The sequence below is a fragment of the Bacteroidota bacterium genome, assembly GCA_034439655.1.
In the GTDB taxonomy this organism is placed as follows: domain Bacteria; phylum Bacteroidota; class Bacteroidia; order UKL13-3; family UKL13-3; genus CANJUD01.
The window spans coordinates 40970-60110 of sequence record JAWXAU010000163.1 but is presented as its reverse complement, the minus strand read 5'-3'; the positions used below and the strand labels follow the sequence as shown (position 1 = coordinate 60110).

General features: G+C 38.2%; 11 protein-coding genes. 3 read left to right on the top strand and 8 right to left on the bottom strand.

Annotated features, from left to right (window positions below; all coding sequences use genetic code 11):
• The first annotated feature begins 160 nt into the window (after positions 1–160).
• Positions 161–1165 carry a PorV/PorQ family protein gene (locus SGJ10_12410; protein ID MDZ4758925.1) on the top strand — a complete coding sequence of 335 codons (1005 nt, stop codon included), beginning with the start codon at positions 161–163 and terminating at the stop codon, positions 1163–1165.
• Positions 1166–1277: 112 nt separating this feature from the next.
• Here the strand turns inward: SGJ10_12410 and SGJ10_12405 are convergent, their stop codons facing one another.
• The 8 genes from SGJ10_12405 to SGJ10_12370 all read right to left on the bottom strand — a co-directional run bounded on the left by SGJ10_12405 (position 1278) and on the right by SGJ10_12370 (position 10295).
• A complete protein-coding gene (locus tag SGJ10_12405) occupies positions 1278–1526 on the bottom strand; it encodes a hypothetical protein (protein ID MDZ4758924.1) in 249 nt (82 codons plus the stop codon).
• Positions 1527–1607: 81 nt separating this feature from the next.
• Positions 1608–2909, bottom strand: coding sequence for a ribosome biogenesis GTPase Der (der, locus tag SGJ10_12400; protein ID MDZ4758923.1), 1302 nt, complete (start codon positions 2907–2909; stop codon positions 1608–1610).
• A complete protein-coding gene (bamD, locus tag SGJ10_12395; GenBank protein MDZ4758922.1) occupies positions 2909–3457 on the bottom strand; it encodes an outer membrane protein assembly factor BamD in 549 nt (182 codons plus the stop codon). The genes der and bamD overlap by 1 nt, the downstream gene beginning before the upstream one ends.
• Positions 3458–3520: 63 nt before the next feature.
• Complete coding sequence (locus SGJ10_12390; GenBank protein ID MDZ4758921.1) at positions 3521–4447, bottom strand: hypothetical protein; 927 nt, start codon at positions 4445–4447, stop codon at positions 3521–3523.
• A 52-nt stretch (positions 4448–4499) separates the two neighbouring features.
• Positions 4500–6107 carry a hypothetical protein gene (locus tag SGJ10_12385; protein MDZ4758920.1) on the bottom strand — a complete coding sequence of 536 codons (1608 nt, stop codon included), beginning with the start codon at positions 6105–6107 and terminating at the stop codon, positions 4500–4502.
• Positions 6108–6319: 212 nt separating this feature from the next.
• Positions 6320–8296 carry a KUP/HAK/KT family potassium transporter gene (locus SGJ10_12380; GenBank protein MDZ4758919.1) on the bottom strand — a complete coding sequence of 659 codons (1977 nt, stop codon included), beginning with the start codon at positions 8294–8296 and terminating at the stop codon, positions 6320–6322.
• A gap of 152 nt (positions 8297–8448) precedes the next feature.
• Positions 8449–9192, bottom strand: a complete 744-nt coding sequence (locus tag SGJ10_12375) for a C4-type zinc ribbon domain-containing protein (GenBank protein ID MDZ4758918.1) — start codon at positions 9190–9192, stop codon at positions 8449–8451.
• A gap of 8 nt (positions 9193–9200) precedes the next feature.
• Positions 9201–10295 carry a Nif3-like dinuclear metal center hexameric protein gene (locus SGJ10_12370; GenBank protein MDZ4758917.1) on the bottom strand — a complete coding sequence of 365 codons (1095 nt, stop codon included), beginning with the start codon at positions 10293–10295 and terminating at the stop codon, positions 9201–9203.
• Between the two features lie 390 nt (positions 10296–10685).
• Between SGJ10_12370 and dnaB the strand changes: the two genes are divergently transcribed.
• Together dnaB and SGJ10_12360 are read left to right on the top strand one after the other, a co-directional pair.
• A complete protein-coding gene (gene dnaB, locus SGJ10_12365; protein MDZ4758916.1) occupies positions 10686–12197 on the top strand; it encodes a replicative DNA helicase in 1512 nt (503 codons plus the stop codon).
• Positions 12198–12786: 589 nt separating this feature from the next.
• Complete coding sequence (locus SGJ10_12360) at positions 12787–19002, top strand: GEVED domain-containing protein (protein ID MDZ4758915.1); 6216 nt, start codon at positions 12787–12789, stop codon at positions 19000–19002.
• Positions 19003–19141: the final 139 nt, after the last annotated feature.

Genomic DNA, 19141 nt, shown 5'->3' with positions numbered 1-19141 from the left:
GTTCGCGGCGAGCGATACTACAATAAAATAAAGTGTCCGTTATAATTTGGCTTTTCTTATTTGAATTATGAAAGAGGTCTATTGAGTTTCGGTATAATAAAACTAAAAGATAACGGTAATATCATTTGTCAAAAGCTCATTATGCAATAACTTTGAACCCTTGAAAAATAAGAACCTATTATTTTTTTTATTCTTTGCAATTGCTTTGTCAGATGCGTTTGCTCAAGTATTACCTACCTTTGGCAATAGCCGTTCAGGTACTTCGGGAATGCAATTTCTTAAAGTGTGTCCCGATGCAAGGGCAGGTTCTTTGGGTGGGGCGGTAACAGCAATAGCCAACGATCCATCAGCAGCATATTGGAATCCAGCGGGGTTGGTGAAAGGAGATACAGGCAAATTCAATTTGCAAATCTCTACCACACGTTATTTTGCAAATACTAATCAGCATTGGTTTTCTGCTGTGTTTAATAAAGGTATGTATACCAAACTAGGGTTAAGCCTAGCCTATAATGACTATGGAAGTATGACCGAAACCACCGAGTTTCAGCCCTTTGGCACAGGTCGTACCTTTAATATGAACAGTTGGACGATGGCCGGCAGCTATGCCCGCATACTCACAAACTTTTTCTCATTTGGTCTCAATATTAAATGGGCACACGAAGGATTAGCAGGAGTGGCCGTTAATAATGTATTGTTCGATTTTGGACTACGTTACGACCTTGATATTCGCAACGCAAGATTTGCTGTTACCCTCAATAATTTTGGAGCCAATGTGAAACCCAATGGGCACATGGAAGTACTTAAATTTAATGGTCAGTCAGATATAACAGACTTTCAGCGTGTATCGGTACCAGCGGTTTTTCGTTTGGGATTTGCTATGGACGCTTGGCGTGGCAATAGCCAAAGCTTAGTGGGCACCACACAACTCAATCATTATAGCGATAATAATGAAACATTTTCATTGGGGGCAGAATATGCTTGGCATAAACTCTTATTCTTGAGAACAGGTTATGAGTTTGGTATAGATGAGGGCGGACTTCCGTCGGCTGGTGTGGGCTTGAAATTGCAGAAACGTGCAGGTACTTTAAGTATAGACTATGGGTTTTGCAATAAAACCCGATTGGGAAACATCCACAGAATTGGGTTGAGTTGGGGGATGAGGTGAATTCAGCATGATACCTAGGATTCATTAACGATGCAGCCCCAATGAAATACGGATAAATAAAAAAGGCAACCCGATTTGGGCTGCCTTTTTTATTTTTTGAAAAAAAAGCTTATTACTTCTCTTTCTTCATTTCGTCAATCTTTTTGTCTTCTTTCTTAACTTCGTTTTTCAAGCTGTCTTTTACTTCTTCGTGTTTGGCAATAGTATCTGTAGCCATTGCATTCTTGATTGAATCTTGTACACGGGCAGTTTCGATTGAATCTGCATCATGCTTAGCTTGGTCGTCATTTTTTTTGCCGCCTTTGCAAGCAACAAAGGATACCATAGAGGCAACCATCAGTACTGATAATAATTTTTTCATGTTGTTTTTTTTTGAATTAATTAATTAATTTATAAATCGCTGCAAAGGTATTAACTGAATCTTCATTTGCAAAAAAAAAAATCATTTTTTTCTGAAATAGATTTTAAGCGGCACTCCAGTGTAATTATACTTCTCCCTAAGCCGGTTCTCGATAAACCGTTTATAGGGGTCTTTTACATACTGCGGAAGGTTGCAAAACAACAAAAATTGCTGTGGTTTACTCTTTAATTGTGTTACATATTTAATCTTAACAAATTTTCCTTTCAAAGACGGCGGAGGTGTTTGTTGCACTACTTCCAATAGGAACTCATTAAGAGCATGCGTAGGTATTGATACATTTTTACGCTGATATACCGCTACAGCCATTTCAATCGCCTTCAAAATTCGCTGTTTCTCCTTAGCTGATATAAATAAAACGGGTACATCGGTGAAGGGTGCTATCTTCTCTTCAATATGCTTGGCAAATTCCTTAGATGAATTAGTATCTTTGTTCATTAAATCCCATTTGTTCACTAAAATCACGATACCTTTTCCGTTTTTTTCTGCTAGATGAAATAAAGCCTGATCCTGGCTCTGGAACCCTTCTGTAGCATCAATCATTAACATTACGACATCGGCTTCCTCAATTGCTTTTATGCTCCTCATCACAGAGTAAAACTCTATATTGTCCATGGTAGCCGATTTTTTTCGAATACCTGCTGTATCTACTAACAAAAATTCGTGTCCGAAAGCTTTGTAGTGGGTATGAATACTGTCTCGCGTTGTGCCTGGAATATCCGTCACAATGTTTCTCTCAACTCCTAGCAAAGCATTGGTAAGGGATGATTTCCCCACATTGGGCCGCCCTATAATAGCTATTTTGGGAAGGTCGGTTAAATCTTCTTCTGGATTGTTTAAATGCTTGGCTACTTCATCCAAAAGTTCCCCGGTTCCACTACCTGTCATTGATGAAATAGGGAAAATGTGTTCAAAGCCCAACGAATAAAATTCAGCTACATCAGCAAGGCGTTCATAATTGTCCAATTTGTTTGCCACTACCAACACTTTTTTGCTGCTGCGGCGAAGCAGGTCTGCAAATTCTGCATCGAGGTCGGTGACACCACAGGTTATATCCACCATAAAAAGCAGCACATCCGCTTCTGAAATAGCAATTTTCACCTGTTCTCTTATCGAAGTTTCAAATACATCATTGCTTTGTTTTACATATCCGCCTGTATCTATTACAATAAATTCTTTATCAAGCCATTCTGCTTCTGCGTAGTGGCGATCGCGAGTTACGCCGCTCACATCGTCCACGATGGCTTTTCTTTGCCCAACAAGCCTGTTGAACAGTGTTGATTTACCAACATTAGGCCTTCCTACAATTGCTACCAAACTCCCCATTATTTCTTTGTTATTTTTTTATCTTCAGCGTTCTTCATAATAGAATTAAAAAGCTCTATATCGCTGCTGGCATTCGATTCCATGATTATTTTAGCATCGCTTGCCCATTTAGTATTTGGATATTTTAAAATTAATTCGTTAAATTTATCTTTCGCTTTTCCAAGTTGATGCATATCTGTTTGAAACATAATTGCTTCCTGAAACAGGATGAAGGGAATCTTTTTATGTTTAGGAAACATTTTTTGGAATTTCTCCATAGCTATTTCAGCTTTTTCAAATTGTTTCAACCGTTGATTTAAAGATGCAATTCTTTCCAAACATTCAGGTACGAAAGTGTCTTGCGGATAGGCATTCACAAAATGCTCATAATGTGTAATGAGCGAATCGCAAATTCCTGATACATTCTCATTCTTCTGAATAGAGCTATCAGCCTTTATTTGCCAAGCTTTTATTTCGTCAATACTTTTTTCGTGGGGAGTTTTTTCTTCGCCACCGCAGGATAAAGCAATAAAAATGAGGGGATAAAATAGTACTTTGATGTTTCTCATAAAAGTACGCAAAGTTAAGGCAAAATACAACTTCAGAAGGAAAATAAATAACTTTTGGGCAAGTTATTTTTTGTACACCTTGAAGGTAAACCCTTTTGCAACTTTTAAGATTGGTTCAGAAACCATTGTTAATGGGTAATTGGTTTCAGCTATATATAAAGTATATTCTTTGGGCATGGCCGATTTTGATTTGTTAAAATCGATTCCAACAATACCTGGCTCAGGATTCAAATCGTATTCACTATTGTCTTTAATATTATAAAGTACAGCTTGACCCAATTTGTCTCCACATACAGTAACAAAGTTATTCGCTTTGTTTAATTTAAAATCAATTCTTTTTGTTTCGGTCGATCCAAAGCTATCTACAGTAGTTTGAATTAACGGCACTGTGATAGGTTCTGGTTTGAATTTAAAATATAGGGAAAGATTCCAAGCCTCTGGACCGTCATCGTTAAATGATGATAGCACATATTTCTTCTTCTTCTTAATCATATAGCAAGAACTAATTCCAAGTTCTTTCGATTCGTATATAACCAATATGCCTTCTTTATATTCAAATCCAGCCAATATTTTTGCTTTGGTTATTTTGGAAACATGGTTCAAAAACTTTTCTTTCTTTTCGCCAGCAAGCAAAGTGATGAGTTGATCTTGGGTAGTAACAGTGTATAAAGAAAGTATTTTGTCGAAGTTTTTCTCACGATAGGCATGTATAAGTTCGCCTAATGTTTCCCATGGCGTAGATCTTTTACTTGTTCCATCAAATCCATCTTCTTTTGTAGGTATTTGGCCATCGGTCTTATCAAATATTTGACCGTTATATTTATATACTAATTCGCTTCCACTTTTATGGGTAGGGTCGTTCATTAATCCTGTAAATCCAGCAGAGAATTTTATCTCAACAGGCTTGAACTCATATGGGGGTACTTTTGCTTGGGCAACCACTGCCAATGGCAAAAGTACAGCTATGATATATTTTGTTAGAGTTGACACGATTCTATGGTTTAACACTTTTGGTTAGGTGCAGTTAATTTTTATAATAGATTTATAAAGGGAACGGGCCAAATTCATAGCCGTCAAATAAAGTGTATTCCACAGTATAGTTAAATACTTCAAGCGTGGTAACTGTACCTACTACTTTTATTTTGCCTAAGTTAGCTTTCCATTCACCCGTAATAGGTGCCGGAATAAAGCAATAGTTCACACTTGCCGATGCTCCTTCTACTACGCCTTTCAAATCGGCAGTAATCATGCCGCCTGCAATAGAAGCACCAATTCCCAAACCGAAACTGATTGTTGCACCTAGCTCAGCACATACTTTTGGGGCATCACAAGTTGTTTGGTGACTTAATGTGCCAGTAACACCAATGGACGCTTCTAATAAAGCATCTAATGATGCTACATAAGGAATGCCATAGATAGGAAACCTACAGCTTACACCTGCAGAAACGCCAACAGATCCAGCAATTTTTTGAGCATCCTTAATTAAACACGGACCTAGGCAACATTTTTTAGAAGTAGTAAGTGTTAACCCACCAGTAACACTAAAAGATGGTGAGCAGGGACTGCCAGGTGTATGCGATACTACTTCGGCAGCGTCTTTAAGTAAATTTCCAATTTTGCTAAAGTCCACAGCAAATGGAGTGACAGATAACTCAATATTTTCATTTACAGTTGTGATTGTTGATCCTAAGTTAACTGTATTTGCAGAAGCAGTTACATTTATTATATTTGTTGGCCCTACAATTCCTGTTGTAGGAGGCGAAACAATAGCAGGTGCAAAAACAACTGGAGGATGGCAAGGACCATCAAAAGTAAGCATCGCTATGTCCCTAACATTCTTAGGTTGATTTGCACAACATGGAAGTGCAAAACCTGTTAAATTGTCGGGTCTGATTACACCATTAGCACTATAGCTTACGCCCCTAACTGTATAAGTTGCTGTAACATTAATATTATTAAAATTGGGAGGAAGGTTAATTTGAATATCATTTCCAGTTAATTGTCCAAAAGGTGTTTGCCAAATAACTGTACCCTCATTGCCGGGATATATATCGGCATGCAAGGTAGCAGTTCCATCTGCACAATTGAAAGCTACCGGCACAATACAATTGATACTGAATATTTCAAAATCTTGAACCACCGTTCCTATTTTTCTTACTATTTCGTGCATACCACCTAAAGAACCGTGAAATTGACAACCACTGTGCTCATGGTTCACCCCATCAGCTTCTGTGCTGCAATTATAAGTGCTTAATATAACTGCTCCATCTGCAGCACCTCCTTGAGGTCTGCTAAATACAACATCATAGGCCGCATTCAATTTAGCACTAACACTACTTCCAGGAGCAGGACACTGTGCTATAAGAGGTGAAATTTGCCCTTGCCAAGTTTTGGTTTGATTATGTCCTATTGACATATCATTAGGGGTAACCGCATGCGTAATAGGTCCCACTACATTAATGGTGACATTACCCTCCTCATATTTGTCGGTGGTTTTACCTTGCTGTCCGTGGAAATTACTTGTTTGCCCCGTTTGCTTACTTACGTATAAATACTGACGCGGGAGGTCTTGTGCTAACAATGTAGGAAACTGTCCTACAAATAATGCAAGCAACAATAACGATTGGATTTTTTTTCTGATCAACTTCATTTGAGTTCTATTTATTGAAATCTTGATTCAAAAGTAGTCAATTCCAAATTATACTTCCAAATTAATTTATCAAATTTGTAAGGTTTTACAAAAAATCATTTACAGCTTTAGTAATAAAGATGCCATATTGGTTAAATATATCTGATAATTAAGACATTAAATGGCTTTTTGGATAGGTTCTTAAATTTCTGAATCTACTGCCTTACATTTTGCTAAATTAGGCGTTTAATTTTAATGTTTTTTGGCTGTGATATAATAAGGGGAACGGTCTCCACACTTACTACACTATTATCTAACCCAAAAGCTCTAGTGGTAGGTGTACTGAGTTTTTTTAGTTGAAAATACATATCCAACGTAAAGTCTTCCACAAATGGTAAATCGTTTTCGTAACTCATAAATCTATCAAAAACAACAAACTGGAAATCGCCAGCTATATGGAATTTCTCTAATGATTTGTAGCGGCTTATAATGGATACCTCATGATGTTTGACAAGTTCGTCGATTACCTTCCTGAAATAGATATTAATTCTTTGCTCCACTCTAAAGCCTAAATTAAAATCGACCCTGATTACTTTCCCTGGAATCAAATGGTGAACTTTATACTCGACCGTATGGGGTTCATCGCTAGTGTTTACATGCAGTAACCAATATACATCTGCCCTTTTGGGTTTTTTCTTGAGTATGCTGTTAATAATTTTTGCCTCAATCAAGTTTGGATAATTGGAGTTGGTTAGATAAACCAAATTGCCTGCATGCTTCGGGATTTCTGTATCGGCATGCAGTTCTTCAATCATAGGCAAGTATTTATGTATATCATTATAGTGGATATATCTTTTTTGAATTTGCCTGGCCTTATGCCAAATATACATCACAAACAAAAGTCCGGATGAAATGATAATTGTAATAAATCCGCCTTCTTTAAACTTATTTAAATTCGCAACAAGAAAAGTTATCTCCACAGTTAAAAAGACTAGAATAAGGGAAATAACAATATAGTGATTTATCTTTTTTGACAATAACCAGGCTGCAAGTAGGAACGAGGTCATTATCATTGTTAAATTATTCGCAAGACCATAGGCGGCTTCCATTTTGTTGGATTCTTTAAAATACCAAACAACACACATGCAACCCATCCATAAAATATTATTAATACTAGGAACATACAATTGCCCCCTATGAACCGTGGGATACTTTACACCAACCTTGGGCCAGAAATTTAATCTCATAGCTGCATTAATTAAAGTATAGGAGCCACTTATTAGTGCTTGACTTGCAATAATTGCTGCTAAAGTAGCTACCGTTATTCCATAAGGCAAAAACCAATCGGGCATTAACGCATAAAACATTTTTTCGGGAGCGGGTTGGCCATAATGTGCCAACAAATATGCTCCTTGGCCAAAGTAATTTAGTAAAAGAGTTGTTTTAACAAAAATCCAGCTAATCCTGATATTTTTAAGTCCACAATGCCCTAAATCACTGTACATTGCTTCAGCACCTGTGGTGCATAAAAATACCGCCCCCAGCAACCAAAATCCTTCAGGATATTCTGCCAAAAGCTGATAAGCGTAGTAAGGATTTACTGCTTTAACAATCTCGGGATATTGTATTAGTCCAATTAATCCGATCACTCCAAGCATCGAAAACCAAATAAACATTAAAGGTCCAAAGGTTTTACCCAATAATGTGGTTCCCCAACGTTGAAATACAAATAAGATTGTAATGATAATAATTACCATTGGAACAATCTGGTCAGTAGTAATACTCGGATTGATAATTTTAAGTCCTTCTAATGCTGAGGAAACAGAAATAGGCGGTGTGATAAAACCATCCGCCAAAAGTGTGCAACCACCTATGATGGCAGGGATATATAGCCATTTTCTATAGCGTCGAACTAAAGCAAAAAGGGAAAAAATACCACCTTCGCCATTGTTATCTGCTCGCAATGTTAATATCACATATTTAACAGTCGTTTGAATGGTTAGGGTCCAAAAGATGCATGAAAGGCCTCCCAATATTAATAGCGGGTCGAACTTTAGTAATCCATTTTCAATACCATTTCCTTGGTGAATAATTGCATCAACAACATATAAGGGCGAAGTTCCTATATCGCCATAAATAATGCCTAAGGTAATTAGAAGGGTGCCAAATGAAACACGATTTATAGTTGTACTTTGACTTGAACTTTCCATTTTAAAAATTAGTGCGGCAAATTTATCGGTACTTAAAACCTGATTGTCATCGGGCGATTAAATTTTATTTGCCTGATAATGTATATGATGAAATATGTTAACGAAAAAAACCGGCCTTAGACCGGTTTTTTCTATCTGATTTTGACATTATTTTAACTTTCAACTTCTTCTCCTGCTAACTTTGAGTCAACAAGAATTCGTCCGCAGTTTTCGCACACTATAATTTTCTTATGCTGCTTTATTTCTATCTGTCTTTGTGGTGGAATAGAAGCAAAACATCCGCTGCAAGAATCACGCTCGATAATTGAAACACCTAAACCATTTCTCACATTGCTGCGGATACGGTAATAAGCTGAGTATAATCTTTCATCAACGATTTTGTGAGCAGTTTTACGTTCTTTGTCTAACTCTTTTTCTTCCTTGGTGGTTTCCTCAATAATATTATCAAGTTCACCTTTTTTATTCACGAGGTCTTTATTTCGTTCGCTAATTTCTTCTTTAAGTTTCTCAACCAATTCGTTTTTGTACTTCACCTCAATCTGAAAATCTTTGATTCTTTTTTCAGCGGCTTGTATTTCTAAACCTTGTATTTCAACCTCTTTGGTAAGGGCATCGTACTCGCGGTTGTTTTTTACATTGGTAAGCTGACCATCGTACTTTTTTATAAGTGCTTGCGATGTTTTGATATTGTGCTTATTGGTCGAAATGGTTTCGTCCAATTTGGCAACATCAGTATTTAAGTTCGACATGCGGGTTTCAAGACCAGCTATCTCATCTTCTAAGTCTGCCACCTCAAGTGGTAACTCCCCACGCATCGATTTTACACGATCAATTTGAGAGTCGATAAGTTGCAGTTTGTAAAGTGCTTCAAGTTTTTGCTCAACGGTAGCTTCCATGTTGTTTATTAATAATAGTTTATGGGGTTGGTATCTATTGCCGAAATTTGGGCTGCAAAAGTAAGGTATTTTTCTCTCAATTTTTCCAAAAGCAATTCATTTGTAAATATTTCACTTTCATAATGCCCTATATCGCACAACAGCATTGAGTTTTCTGCAATAAAAAACTCATGGTACTTAAAATCTGCTGTTACATAGGCATCAGCACCTGCGGCCATTGCAGTTTTTTGTAGGAAACTCCCGCTGCCACCACATATAGCCACCTTCTTTACTTTACCTGTGTAGGATTTGGTATATCGAATACAGGACAAATTCATTTTGGCTTTCAAAAATTCGAGCCATTCGACCACTTCCATTTCTTTTTCCAATTCACCAATGACACCACTTCCTATTTGCGGATTGGTGTTCAAAATAGGATACCAATCATAAGCCACTTCTTCATAAGGATGCGAATTGATGAGTGCTTTCTGCACTTCATTCTTTAAATGTATAGGAACTATAGTTTCAATTCTGGTTTCTGGTTCTTCATGCAATTTATTCTTTTCCCCCACATAAGGATTTGTTCCTTCTCCTGCTTTAAAAGTTCCAAGTCCTTCAACATTATAAGTACAATTATCATACAAGCCAATTGTACCAGCTCCTGCAGCAAAAAGGACTTCACGAACTTTACTTGCTTTATCGTGCGGCACAAAAGTTACAAGTTTCAATAATTGTCCATCTTTGTGATCCAAGATTTTTAAGTTCTGCAAACCTAGCTTCTCTGCAATTTTTGCATTCACCCCCCATAACACATTATCTAAATTCGTGTGAATCGCATATATCGCAATATCATTTTTAATGGCCATGGCTACACATCGTTGCACATAATCTTTGCCTGTAATACGTTTCAATCCGCCAAAGATGAGCGGGTGATGTGCGATGATCATATTACAACCGTTATCTATTGCTTCTTGCACCACGGCTTCAGTTACATCCAGTGTTATCAAGGCTTTGGTAAATGTATTATTTGCATTGCCTATCAGCAAACCACTGTTATCGTAATCCTCTTGCAGGTGAGGTGGGGCTATTTGTTCTAGGTAATTGCAGATTTCTTTTATTTGCATGGGGCAAAAATAATGGAATGCTTTTGTTTTAGATTCCAAAATTAAATATACAGTTTTTACTGTTAACAATTGCTTGTGCTTGATATTCAAGCTGTGGAAAAATGCAGTTCCACACGAGAGATTAATGTGAATAATTATATAATACACATAAGCAAAAATTGACCATCAAGCTATTATATAAACACTCCACATTAATTGCACATTATATATATATATGTGGACAATCCACTACCTTTGTTCAAGCCCAATGCTAATAACTATTTTCGCATCATTATAATGGTTGTCAGTCTCGGGTTGTGAGTTATGAGAAAGTCTAACTGACAAACCACAACTGACAACTCGCAACTAAAATCATTCAATCACAAATCATTCAATCGTTAAATATCCCCGATGTCTTCTCAATCCTTCAAAAAAAAACGTACCGACCTTAATGAAATGACCGCCGGCAATTTGGTAAACGAATTCGGCAAACTCCCACCTCAAGCCACCGACCTCGAAGAAATTGTACTTGGTGCACTCATGCTCGAACGCGATGCTATGGAACGCGTAGCCGAGATACTCGAGCCGCAAATGTTTTACAAACAGTCGCACCAACTTATATATGAGGTGTGCAAAGTGTTATTTGCTAGAGCCGAGCCGATCGACATGCTTACCGTTACCAGTAACTTGCGTAATCAAGGTAGACTTGACGAAGCTGGTGGGGCTTTTTATATATCACAACTTACCAACCGTATTGGTTCTGCGGCACATATCGAGTTCCATGCCCGCATTGTTTCGCAAAAATATATACAACGCGAACTTATAAGGGTAAGTGGCGAGATACAGAAAGATGCTTATGATGATGAGAACGACTCCTTCGAACTGCTTGACTCCGCTGAGAAAAAATTATTTGAAATAGCCGAAACCAATATATCAAAAACCTATGCTAAGGTTGACGATTTGATAGTGAAAGCTATTAAACAGATTGAGAGTGTAAAAGATAATAAAGACGGCCTATCGGGCGTGCCATCAGGCTTTACGCATTTAGATAGAATGACCAGCGGTTGGCAAAAAAATAACCTTATTATAGTTGCAGCCCGCCCAGGTATGGGTAAAACCGCCTTTGCATTAACCGCTGCACGTAATGCCGCAGTAATGGCAAAAAAAGCTGTGGCTGTTTTCTCGCTCGAGATGGAATCGGTGGAGTTGGTTACTAGGCTCATTTCTTCCGAAGCTATGATACCAGGTGGCAAGTTAAAAACGGGACAACTAGCTCCGTACGAGTGGGAACAGCTCAACAAAAAGGTGGTACAATTGGGCGAATCAAAAATATTTATTGATGATACCGCCGCCCTTTCCATATTTCAGTTGCGTGCCAAATGCCGCCGTCTTAAAGCACAACACGATATAGAATTAGTAGTTGTCGATTACTTGCAGTTAATGAAAGGTGATGACAGTAATAAAAATAGCAATCGCGAGCAGGAGATAAGTTATATAAGTCGCTCACTAAAATCACTAGCAAAAGAACTAGCTATACCCATTATGGCACTCGCACAACTTAACCGTGAAAGCGAAAAGCGAGGCGGAGGAAAAATGCCCATGCTTAGCGACCTGCGTGAATCGGGATCTATTGAGCAAGATGCGGATTTGGTGATGTTCATTCACCGCCCCGAGTATTATGGCGTAACAGAGGATGGGGAAGGAAACAGCCTTGCTGGGGTGGCCGAAATTATTATAGGAAAGCACCGTAACGGAGCTACAGGTAAGGTGAACGTGAGGTTCCAAGCAGAGTATGCCAAGTTCTCCGACCTCGACGAGTATAATACTTATAATATAGAAGAGCAAAGCAGTAATCCTGGTTTCCCTGAGCCCTCAGTAACTATTACTAGAAGTAGTAAGATGAATGATGATGATCCGTTTTAATAAATTATTATGAAAAAGGACAATTTGCCATCATATATTCCTGCGAATATTTATAAAACTGCGGAACATTTAAACTTGATTGATTGGTCTCTACCGCATTATTGCCGCAGAGTTGCGAGTATAAGTATATACTACAGCAACACTTGTAATTAATATAAATGCGAAAAACATGAAATGGACTAAATTTTTGCGAATATTACTCGATAAATCGGAAATCGAAAAATCAATAATTGAGGGCAGTTGAATAAATCCTTTTTACATATTAGAAAAGGAGTATGCTAGATATGTATCGAAACCTGAGAATTTATAATTGAATTGCTGCCTAGAATGTGGCTTGCTGCCAAATGTTTTTATCACTGGGGTTAAGCTATTAGTGTATTTTTACAAGTTATTCAAATAATAATTTCACGCTATTTTTATAAATAAATTAAAGGTTAGATTTCCTATTGCTTTTTTGATGCCAATCTTACCTATTTTAGATTAATTTTCTTTTGTACCTTAAAATGCAAGAAAAATAATTTCCCATGGGGTTTCTTTGGCTATATTTGCATTCCAAATTAATAATAATCCAAATTAACAACCATCACACATGAAAAGAAAATTCACAAAAATTAATGGATTCATTAGAGTAGCACTTATGCTGTTATTCATATTGAATTTTTCCCAATCAAAGGCACAGTGTTATTCACAGCCTAATTATTGCATCCCAAGCACCACAAATGTTGCAGGTTATAGTATAGGTTTACAAAACGTAACATTGGGGTCTGCAGTAAACAATTCTACCACTGCCACAGGTAATTCACCTAACTATTTTGACTATACTCACATGGCAGTATCAGGTGTACCAGGCACAGTTATTAATTTCTCCATAAAAAATGGGACAGGTAATTCAACTCGCGGAAGGATTTTTATTGATTGGGACTTAGATGGCACTTTTAGCACCTCTGCCCCTGAATTGGTTTGGACTTCGCCCACCACTACAGCCAATGCTGTGGTTTCAGACACTTTTAGTATACCTGTGGGCACAGCGGCTGGTGTATATAGAATAAGAGTTACAGGTGATTTTGGCGGCGGTTCCTCTCCCAATCCTTGCAGTACTGGATATGGCGAACAGGAAGATTATTCACTTGTTGTTACTTCATCTACCAAAGATGGTTTGGCATATGCACACGTTTCACCAACAAGTTTTTATGTAGGTAATGATACGATTCGTTTCTCCATGTTTAACTTGACAGATACCAATATGACTTCTGTTGATATCGGATATCAATTAGATAATAATGCAGCGGTTACACAATCATTATCAGGCCTAAACATTGCAGCGGATAGTATGTATACCGCAAAATTTGATACATTATTAAATATTTCGACGGCCGGCACGTACACTATAAAAGTGTGGTTGAACAATGTAAACGGCGGTGGAACACAAACTGCTAATAATGATACAATTTGTCGCACTTTTGTAATTTGTACTACCCCGTTAAGTGGGTCATATACGATTGATTCGAATGGCAGCGGTTCCACTAATTTTCTAACCTTTAATGATGCGGTTGTAAAGCTTACAAATTGCGGCATATCAGGCCCTGTTGTATTCAACATAGCAGCAGATACATTTAACGAACAAATTAGTATACCCTTAATTTCAGGAACATCTTCAACCAATACTATTACTTTTGAAGGTGTGGATACAACTAGCACCATGTTAACTTATGATGGTGTAGCAGGAGCAGCACACACAGTTTTACTAAAAGGTTCTCAATATATAAATTTCCGAAACATGAGAATACGTGCATCGGGAGTTACTTATGCTGTGGCCATGTTCTTGAGCAATGCAAATAACAATACCGTTAGAAGTTGTGTGCTCGAGTTAAATAAAGCCACTACAAGCAATAATTCTGCAGGTGTGGTGTTTAGCGGCTCCAAAACTGCTTTTGCAGGAACATCTAATTGTAATAATAATTATATAGATTCCAATAGGATTACGGGAGGATATTATAATATTACTCATGCAGGTAACAATGGTTCTGTGGTAAACTATATCAGACGCAATAAGTTGCAGAATGCGTATTATTATGGAATTTATCAAAATAGCAGCAGTATTTCAACCAATAAAATTATAGGCAATACTTTTGAACTTGCTACAGGAAATAGCAATTCTTCTTGTATATATTTAATTAACGGAACTCCATCAAGTGGTTATTTTCATGAAATAAAAGAAAATATATTTTTGCGTACGGGTCAGTATCATATATATATACTTACCTCTCAAGGTGGGCCCAATGTGAATACTTCTGGGGAGATATTTAATAATTTCTTCGGCGGGGCATTCAATAATACCAATACAGCAGGTTGCATCAATATGTATGGACAGAATTGGAAAATTTACCACAATTCATTTTATATGACTGGTACTGCTACCAATAGTTTTTGTTTCTCGGTATATGGAGGAACCAATAGCATAGATTTTAGAAACAATATACTTGCCAATGCTCAAACAGGTGGTGCAAATTATGCGGCTGATATCAATAACAACAATGCTATATCAGCTTTTGATAATAATATATTGTATTCCACAAATTCTAATGTGATGCGAATAGGAGGAACTAATTATCAAGCTAGTAATTTATCTGCTGCGGCTTATCCGAATGGAGCCGGTATATCATCGTTCTTTGAAGTCCCCGCCTTTGTTTCCAATACCGATTTGCATATAAAAAATGTGTGTAACGATGGTGTTAATCTTAGTGTGAACTCAGATATAGATGGACAAACCCGCAATAATCCTCCAGATATTGGAGCAGATGAAAATACCTCAGCACCTCAAACTGATATAGCAGTTATGCAGTTACTTACGCCAATATTTCCTGTTTCCGCAGGCTCTCAGCCTTTATCTGTTTTAATTAAAAATAGCGGATCCGATTCTGTTTCTAGTTTAAAAGTATATTATAAACTTAACGGAAATGCAGCCGATAGTGAAACATTTACTTTCAGCCCCGCTTTGCAAATATGCGATACTGCCACAGTTACTTTCACCAATAATATTACCATAGGTTCAGGTGCCAATAATATAAAAGTGTATACTGCTCGAGCAGGCGATTCTTTTTATTGGAATGATACAGTTCAAAAAACTTTTTGTGTAGTAATGTCAGGAAATTACACAATCAATTCTAAAAATTCGGCATCAACTACTAATTTCATTTCTTTCAAGTCTGCTGTTTCTCAATTGATGTGCAGCGGTATTAATGGTGCTGTTGTTTTCGATGTTTCGGCTGACACTTTTACAGAGCAAGTAGAAATTGGGGTGGTGAATGGTGTTTCAAGCACCAATACTATAACCTTCATCGGACACGGTGTCGATAGCACAATACTTACCTTTTCTGGCTCGGCAGCCGCACCTCATACACTTAGGTTGTCATCTTCCAAATATGTTACTTTCCGCGACATGGGTATCCAGGCCAGCAGCGGAAGCAATGCATGGGCTGTTAACATTTTGAACTCAAGTTTCAACAAATTTGCCAAGTGCAAAATAGAATGCAGCGGATCGGCTGCCACTGCTACAGGAACTAATTTTGCCGCATTGGTAATTAATGGTAATGCCACCACTATAAATTCTGCTGGCTCGAACGACGCAAACTATATTGACAGCAATATTATAATAGGAGGATATTATGGTATTCATTCCAACTCGAATATAGCTTCAAGTATTACTTATATAAGAAATAACGACATAAGCAACGCATATTATGCTGGCATATATGCTACCAGCAGCCATGCTGAAAAAATATTGAACAACAAGGTACAGAACCGTTCGGGCAGTGCGAACAATTCTGCAGGTATCTATATATATAACAGTAACGCTACCTCAAATGTATCTGGAGCATACTACGAAGTAAAAGGCAACTTTATTAATAATGTTGGCCAGTACGGCATCTTCATTCAATATGTATATGGAGGCAATGTAGCTCGTGGAGAATTGTTCAACAATATGGTAGGAGGGAATTTTACAAGTACTGGCATAGTTTACGGTATCCATATTAATCAGGGTTATTACTGGAATTATTTTCACAATACTGTTTCAATAGCTACGGCCACCGGGTCTTCACACAGAGCTCTTTATGTAACAGGCTATATGTTAAGAACTCAGTTCAAAAACAATACTTTTGCCATCAACAATGCAAAAGCAGTAAACGCAGTTGCCATGGAGATCACAGGAAACTCAACTCTCCCCGACAGCGTAAACTATAATAACTATTATAATGCAGCAGATACAAGTCTTGTACTTTTAGGAGCAAAGAGTTATAATACTACCAACTACCAAGTAGCATATCCTAGCGGAGGGGGAGGCCAGTCTGTTGACGGCGACCCTTACCATTACTCTGCATCCGACCTTCATGCCTCGGGTACTCAATTAGACAACCGTGGTGATGCTCTGGGAGTTTCTGTAGACATAGACGACGACAGCCGCAGCAGCACAACGCCCGACATAGGTGCAGATGAGTATAACGCCAAGACCTTGCAGGACTTCTCGCTCAACAAACTTTTATCGCCCGTTGCGGTAGCTTGCTTGGGCGGATACAATCAGACCATATCAGTCTCCATTAAGAACATGGGTATTGACACCATAGACCTCACTAAAGATACTGCATGGGTGGCCGCAGAAGTGACCGACCCAAATAGCAATATAATTACTTATGGTCCTGTGGCCGTAACGGGTAGTAAATTTAACCCTAAGGATGCAATGACCATTGATATCACTAACAAGTTCGACATGTCCGACATTGGCACTTATTATATCCGACCTTATATCAGTTACCACAACGACTCTAATGGTTTTAACGATACTTTGCAGAACTTGAGCTTTGATGAAACTAACCCAGTTCCCATTTTATCATTTCTACCCACAACAAGTATATGTGCTAACGATTCCATCAAACTCTCGGGCGTTGACAGTAAAAATACCAGCGATTTCCAGTGGTATTTTAATGGTTCTCCTGTTAGTGGTGCCACCGACTCGGTGTTCTATGCTACACAAGCTGGAGATTACTACCTCAATGTTGCAGATAACTATTATAGTGGTTGCGACCTAAATTCAGATACCATCACCATAAAAGTGGGTACCGCCCCCACCGCGGCTTTTAGCGTGGGTCAAATTACTTTCTGCCAAGGCGATAGTTCAGCACTTACCGCCCAGGGTGGTAGTGCGAATAACTACCAATGGTTGTTCAATAATACAGTAATACAAGGTGCTACCGATTCCATATATTATGCAAAAACATCGGGCACTTATATGGTAGTGGTGCAAGATAAGGCATCAGGTTGTGCAGCACTTTCCAGTTCTTCAAAACTTACGGTATATTCTAGACCCACTGCCAATGTTTCATATATAGGCACGGGTATCAAATGTATGGGTGATAGTCTTAAACTTAGCACAACACCCGGAAGTGGTTTAACTTACCAATGGTGGATGAACGCAACTAGCATTAATGGTGCTACAGATTCTGTTTACTATGCAAAAGCAACAGGTAATTATCAAGTATCAATAACCAATACAAATGGTTGTTTAACAGCATCTGCGGCAGCAAATATTATAATAGACTCATTGCCAAATGCAAGTGTTACGCTAAAAGGCAATCCAACAGCTTGCGGCATGGATACTGTTTATATAGATGCGATCAATAACGCAAGCTATACCTATGAGTGGATGCAAAACGGGAATGTAATAAGTGGAGCAGTTGCCAGCAGCTTAACAGTATTTACCAATGGTTCTTATTCCGTGAAAGTTACCAATGCCAATGGTTGTAAAAGCACCTCGACAGCAGTGGTGGTTGCATACAAACCAATTCCTACTATTCCTACCTTGAACGGTAACGCAAGTTCTACAATTTGCCCTGGTGATAGCATGAGAGTAAGTGTTTCGCCTCAGGATACAGGTTCATTTACCTATCAGTGGAAATTGAATGGAAATAATATCAGTACAGGAACTGACTCATTCTTATATATTAGCGGTGCAGGCACTTATACGGCAGAGGTGATTAATAACGGCGGTTGTACAGCTACCTCTAGCAGTTCAATAAGCTTGTCTTTGCACACGGCACCCAGTCCATCATTAACCGCAGCGGGCAGTAGTACTGTATGCAACGGAGACTCTGTTAGTCTTACTGCAACCAATACAAATACAGGTCTCAGCAGCGTTTCTTGGATGCTTAACACCAATGTGTTAACCACAACCGCCAATCCGATATTTGTAAAAGCTTCTGGCCCTTATACTGCCAAGATAACTGACAATAATGGTTGCAAAGCCACCACTGCGGCAGTGAATGTGTTTGTAAATCCACTTCCAGTACCAACAATCACACAGGACATACCTAACAACGAATTATCTACAACGGCGTTCAGTACCTATCAATGGTACAAAAATGGTGTAGCCATAACAGGAGCCACCACACAGAAACTGAAAGTATATAGTAACGGCGACTATACTGTGGAGGTGACCGATGCAAATGGCTGCAAGGGCATGTCAGTTAAATCTACAGTAGTTTGGGGAGGTGTCATAGCAACTACAAACAATTTATTAGTAAAAGTATATCCCAACCCATCGCAAGGCGTGTTTAATATTGAGATGCCAGCGGGTGTTGAGGTGAAACAATTATATATTACTGACATAGCGGGCAAACAAATCGTGGTAACTGTTTCTTATTTGAACAAGAACATATATACAGTTGATTTGAGCGACAAGGCAGCGGGTGTTTATATTCTCCACTTAGCCAAAGGCGAACAGTCATCGACGGTTAGGTTGATTAAATACTAAGTTAATGGTTAATGGCTCCCGTCTTGGCGGGGTTAATAGTTGGCCACAATAATAATTATAAAGGGGTCTAGTTTTACTACTAGGCTCCTTTTTTTGTTTTAGATTGTGTTGTTTTTTTCAACCCGACTTCCATCTGTGC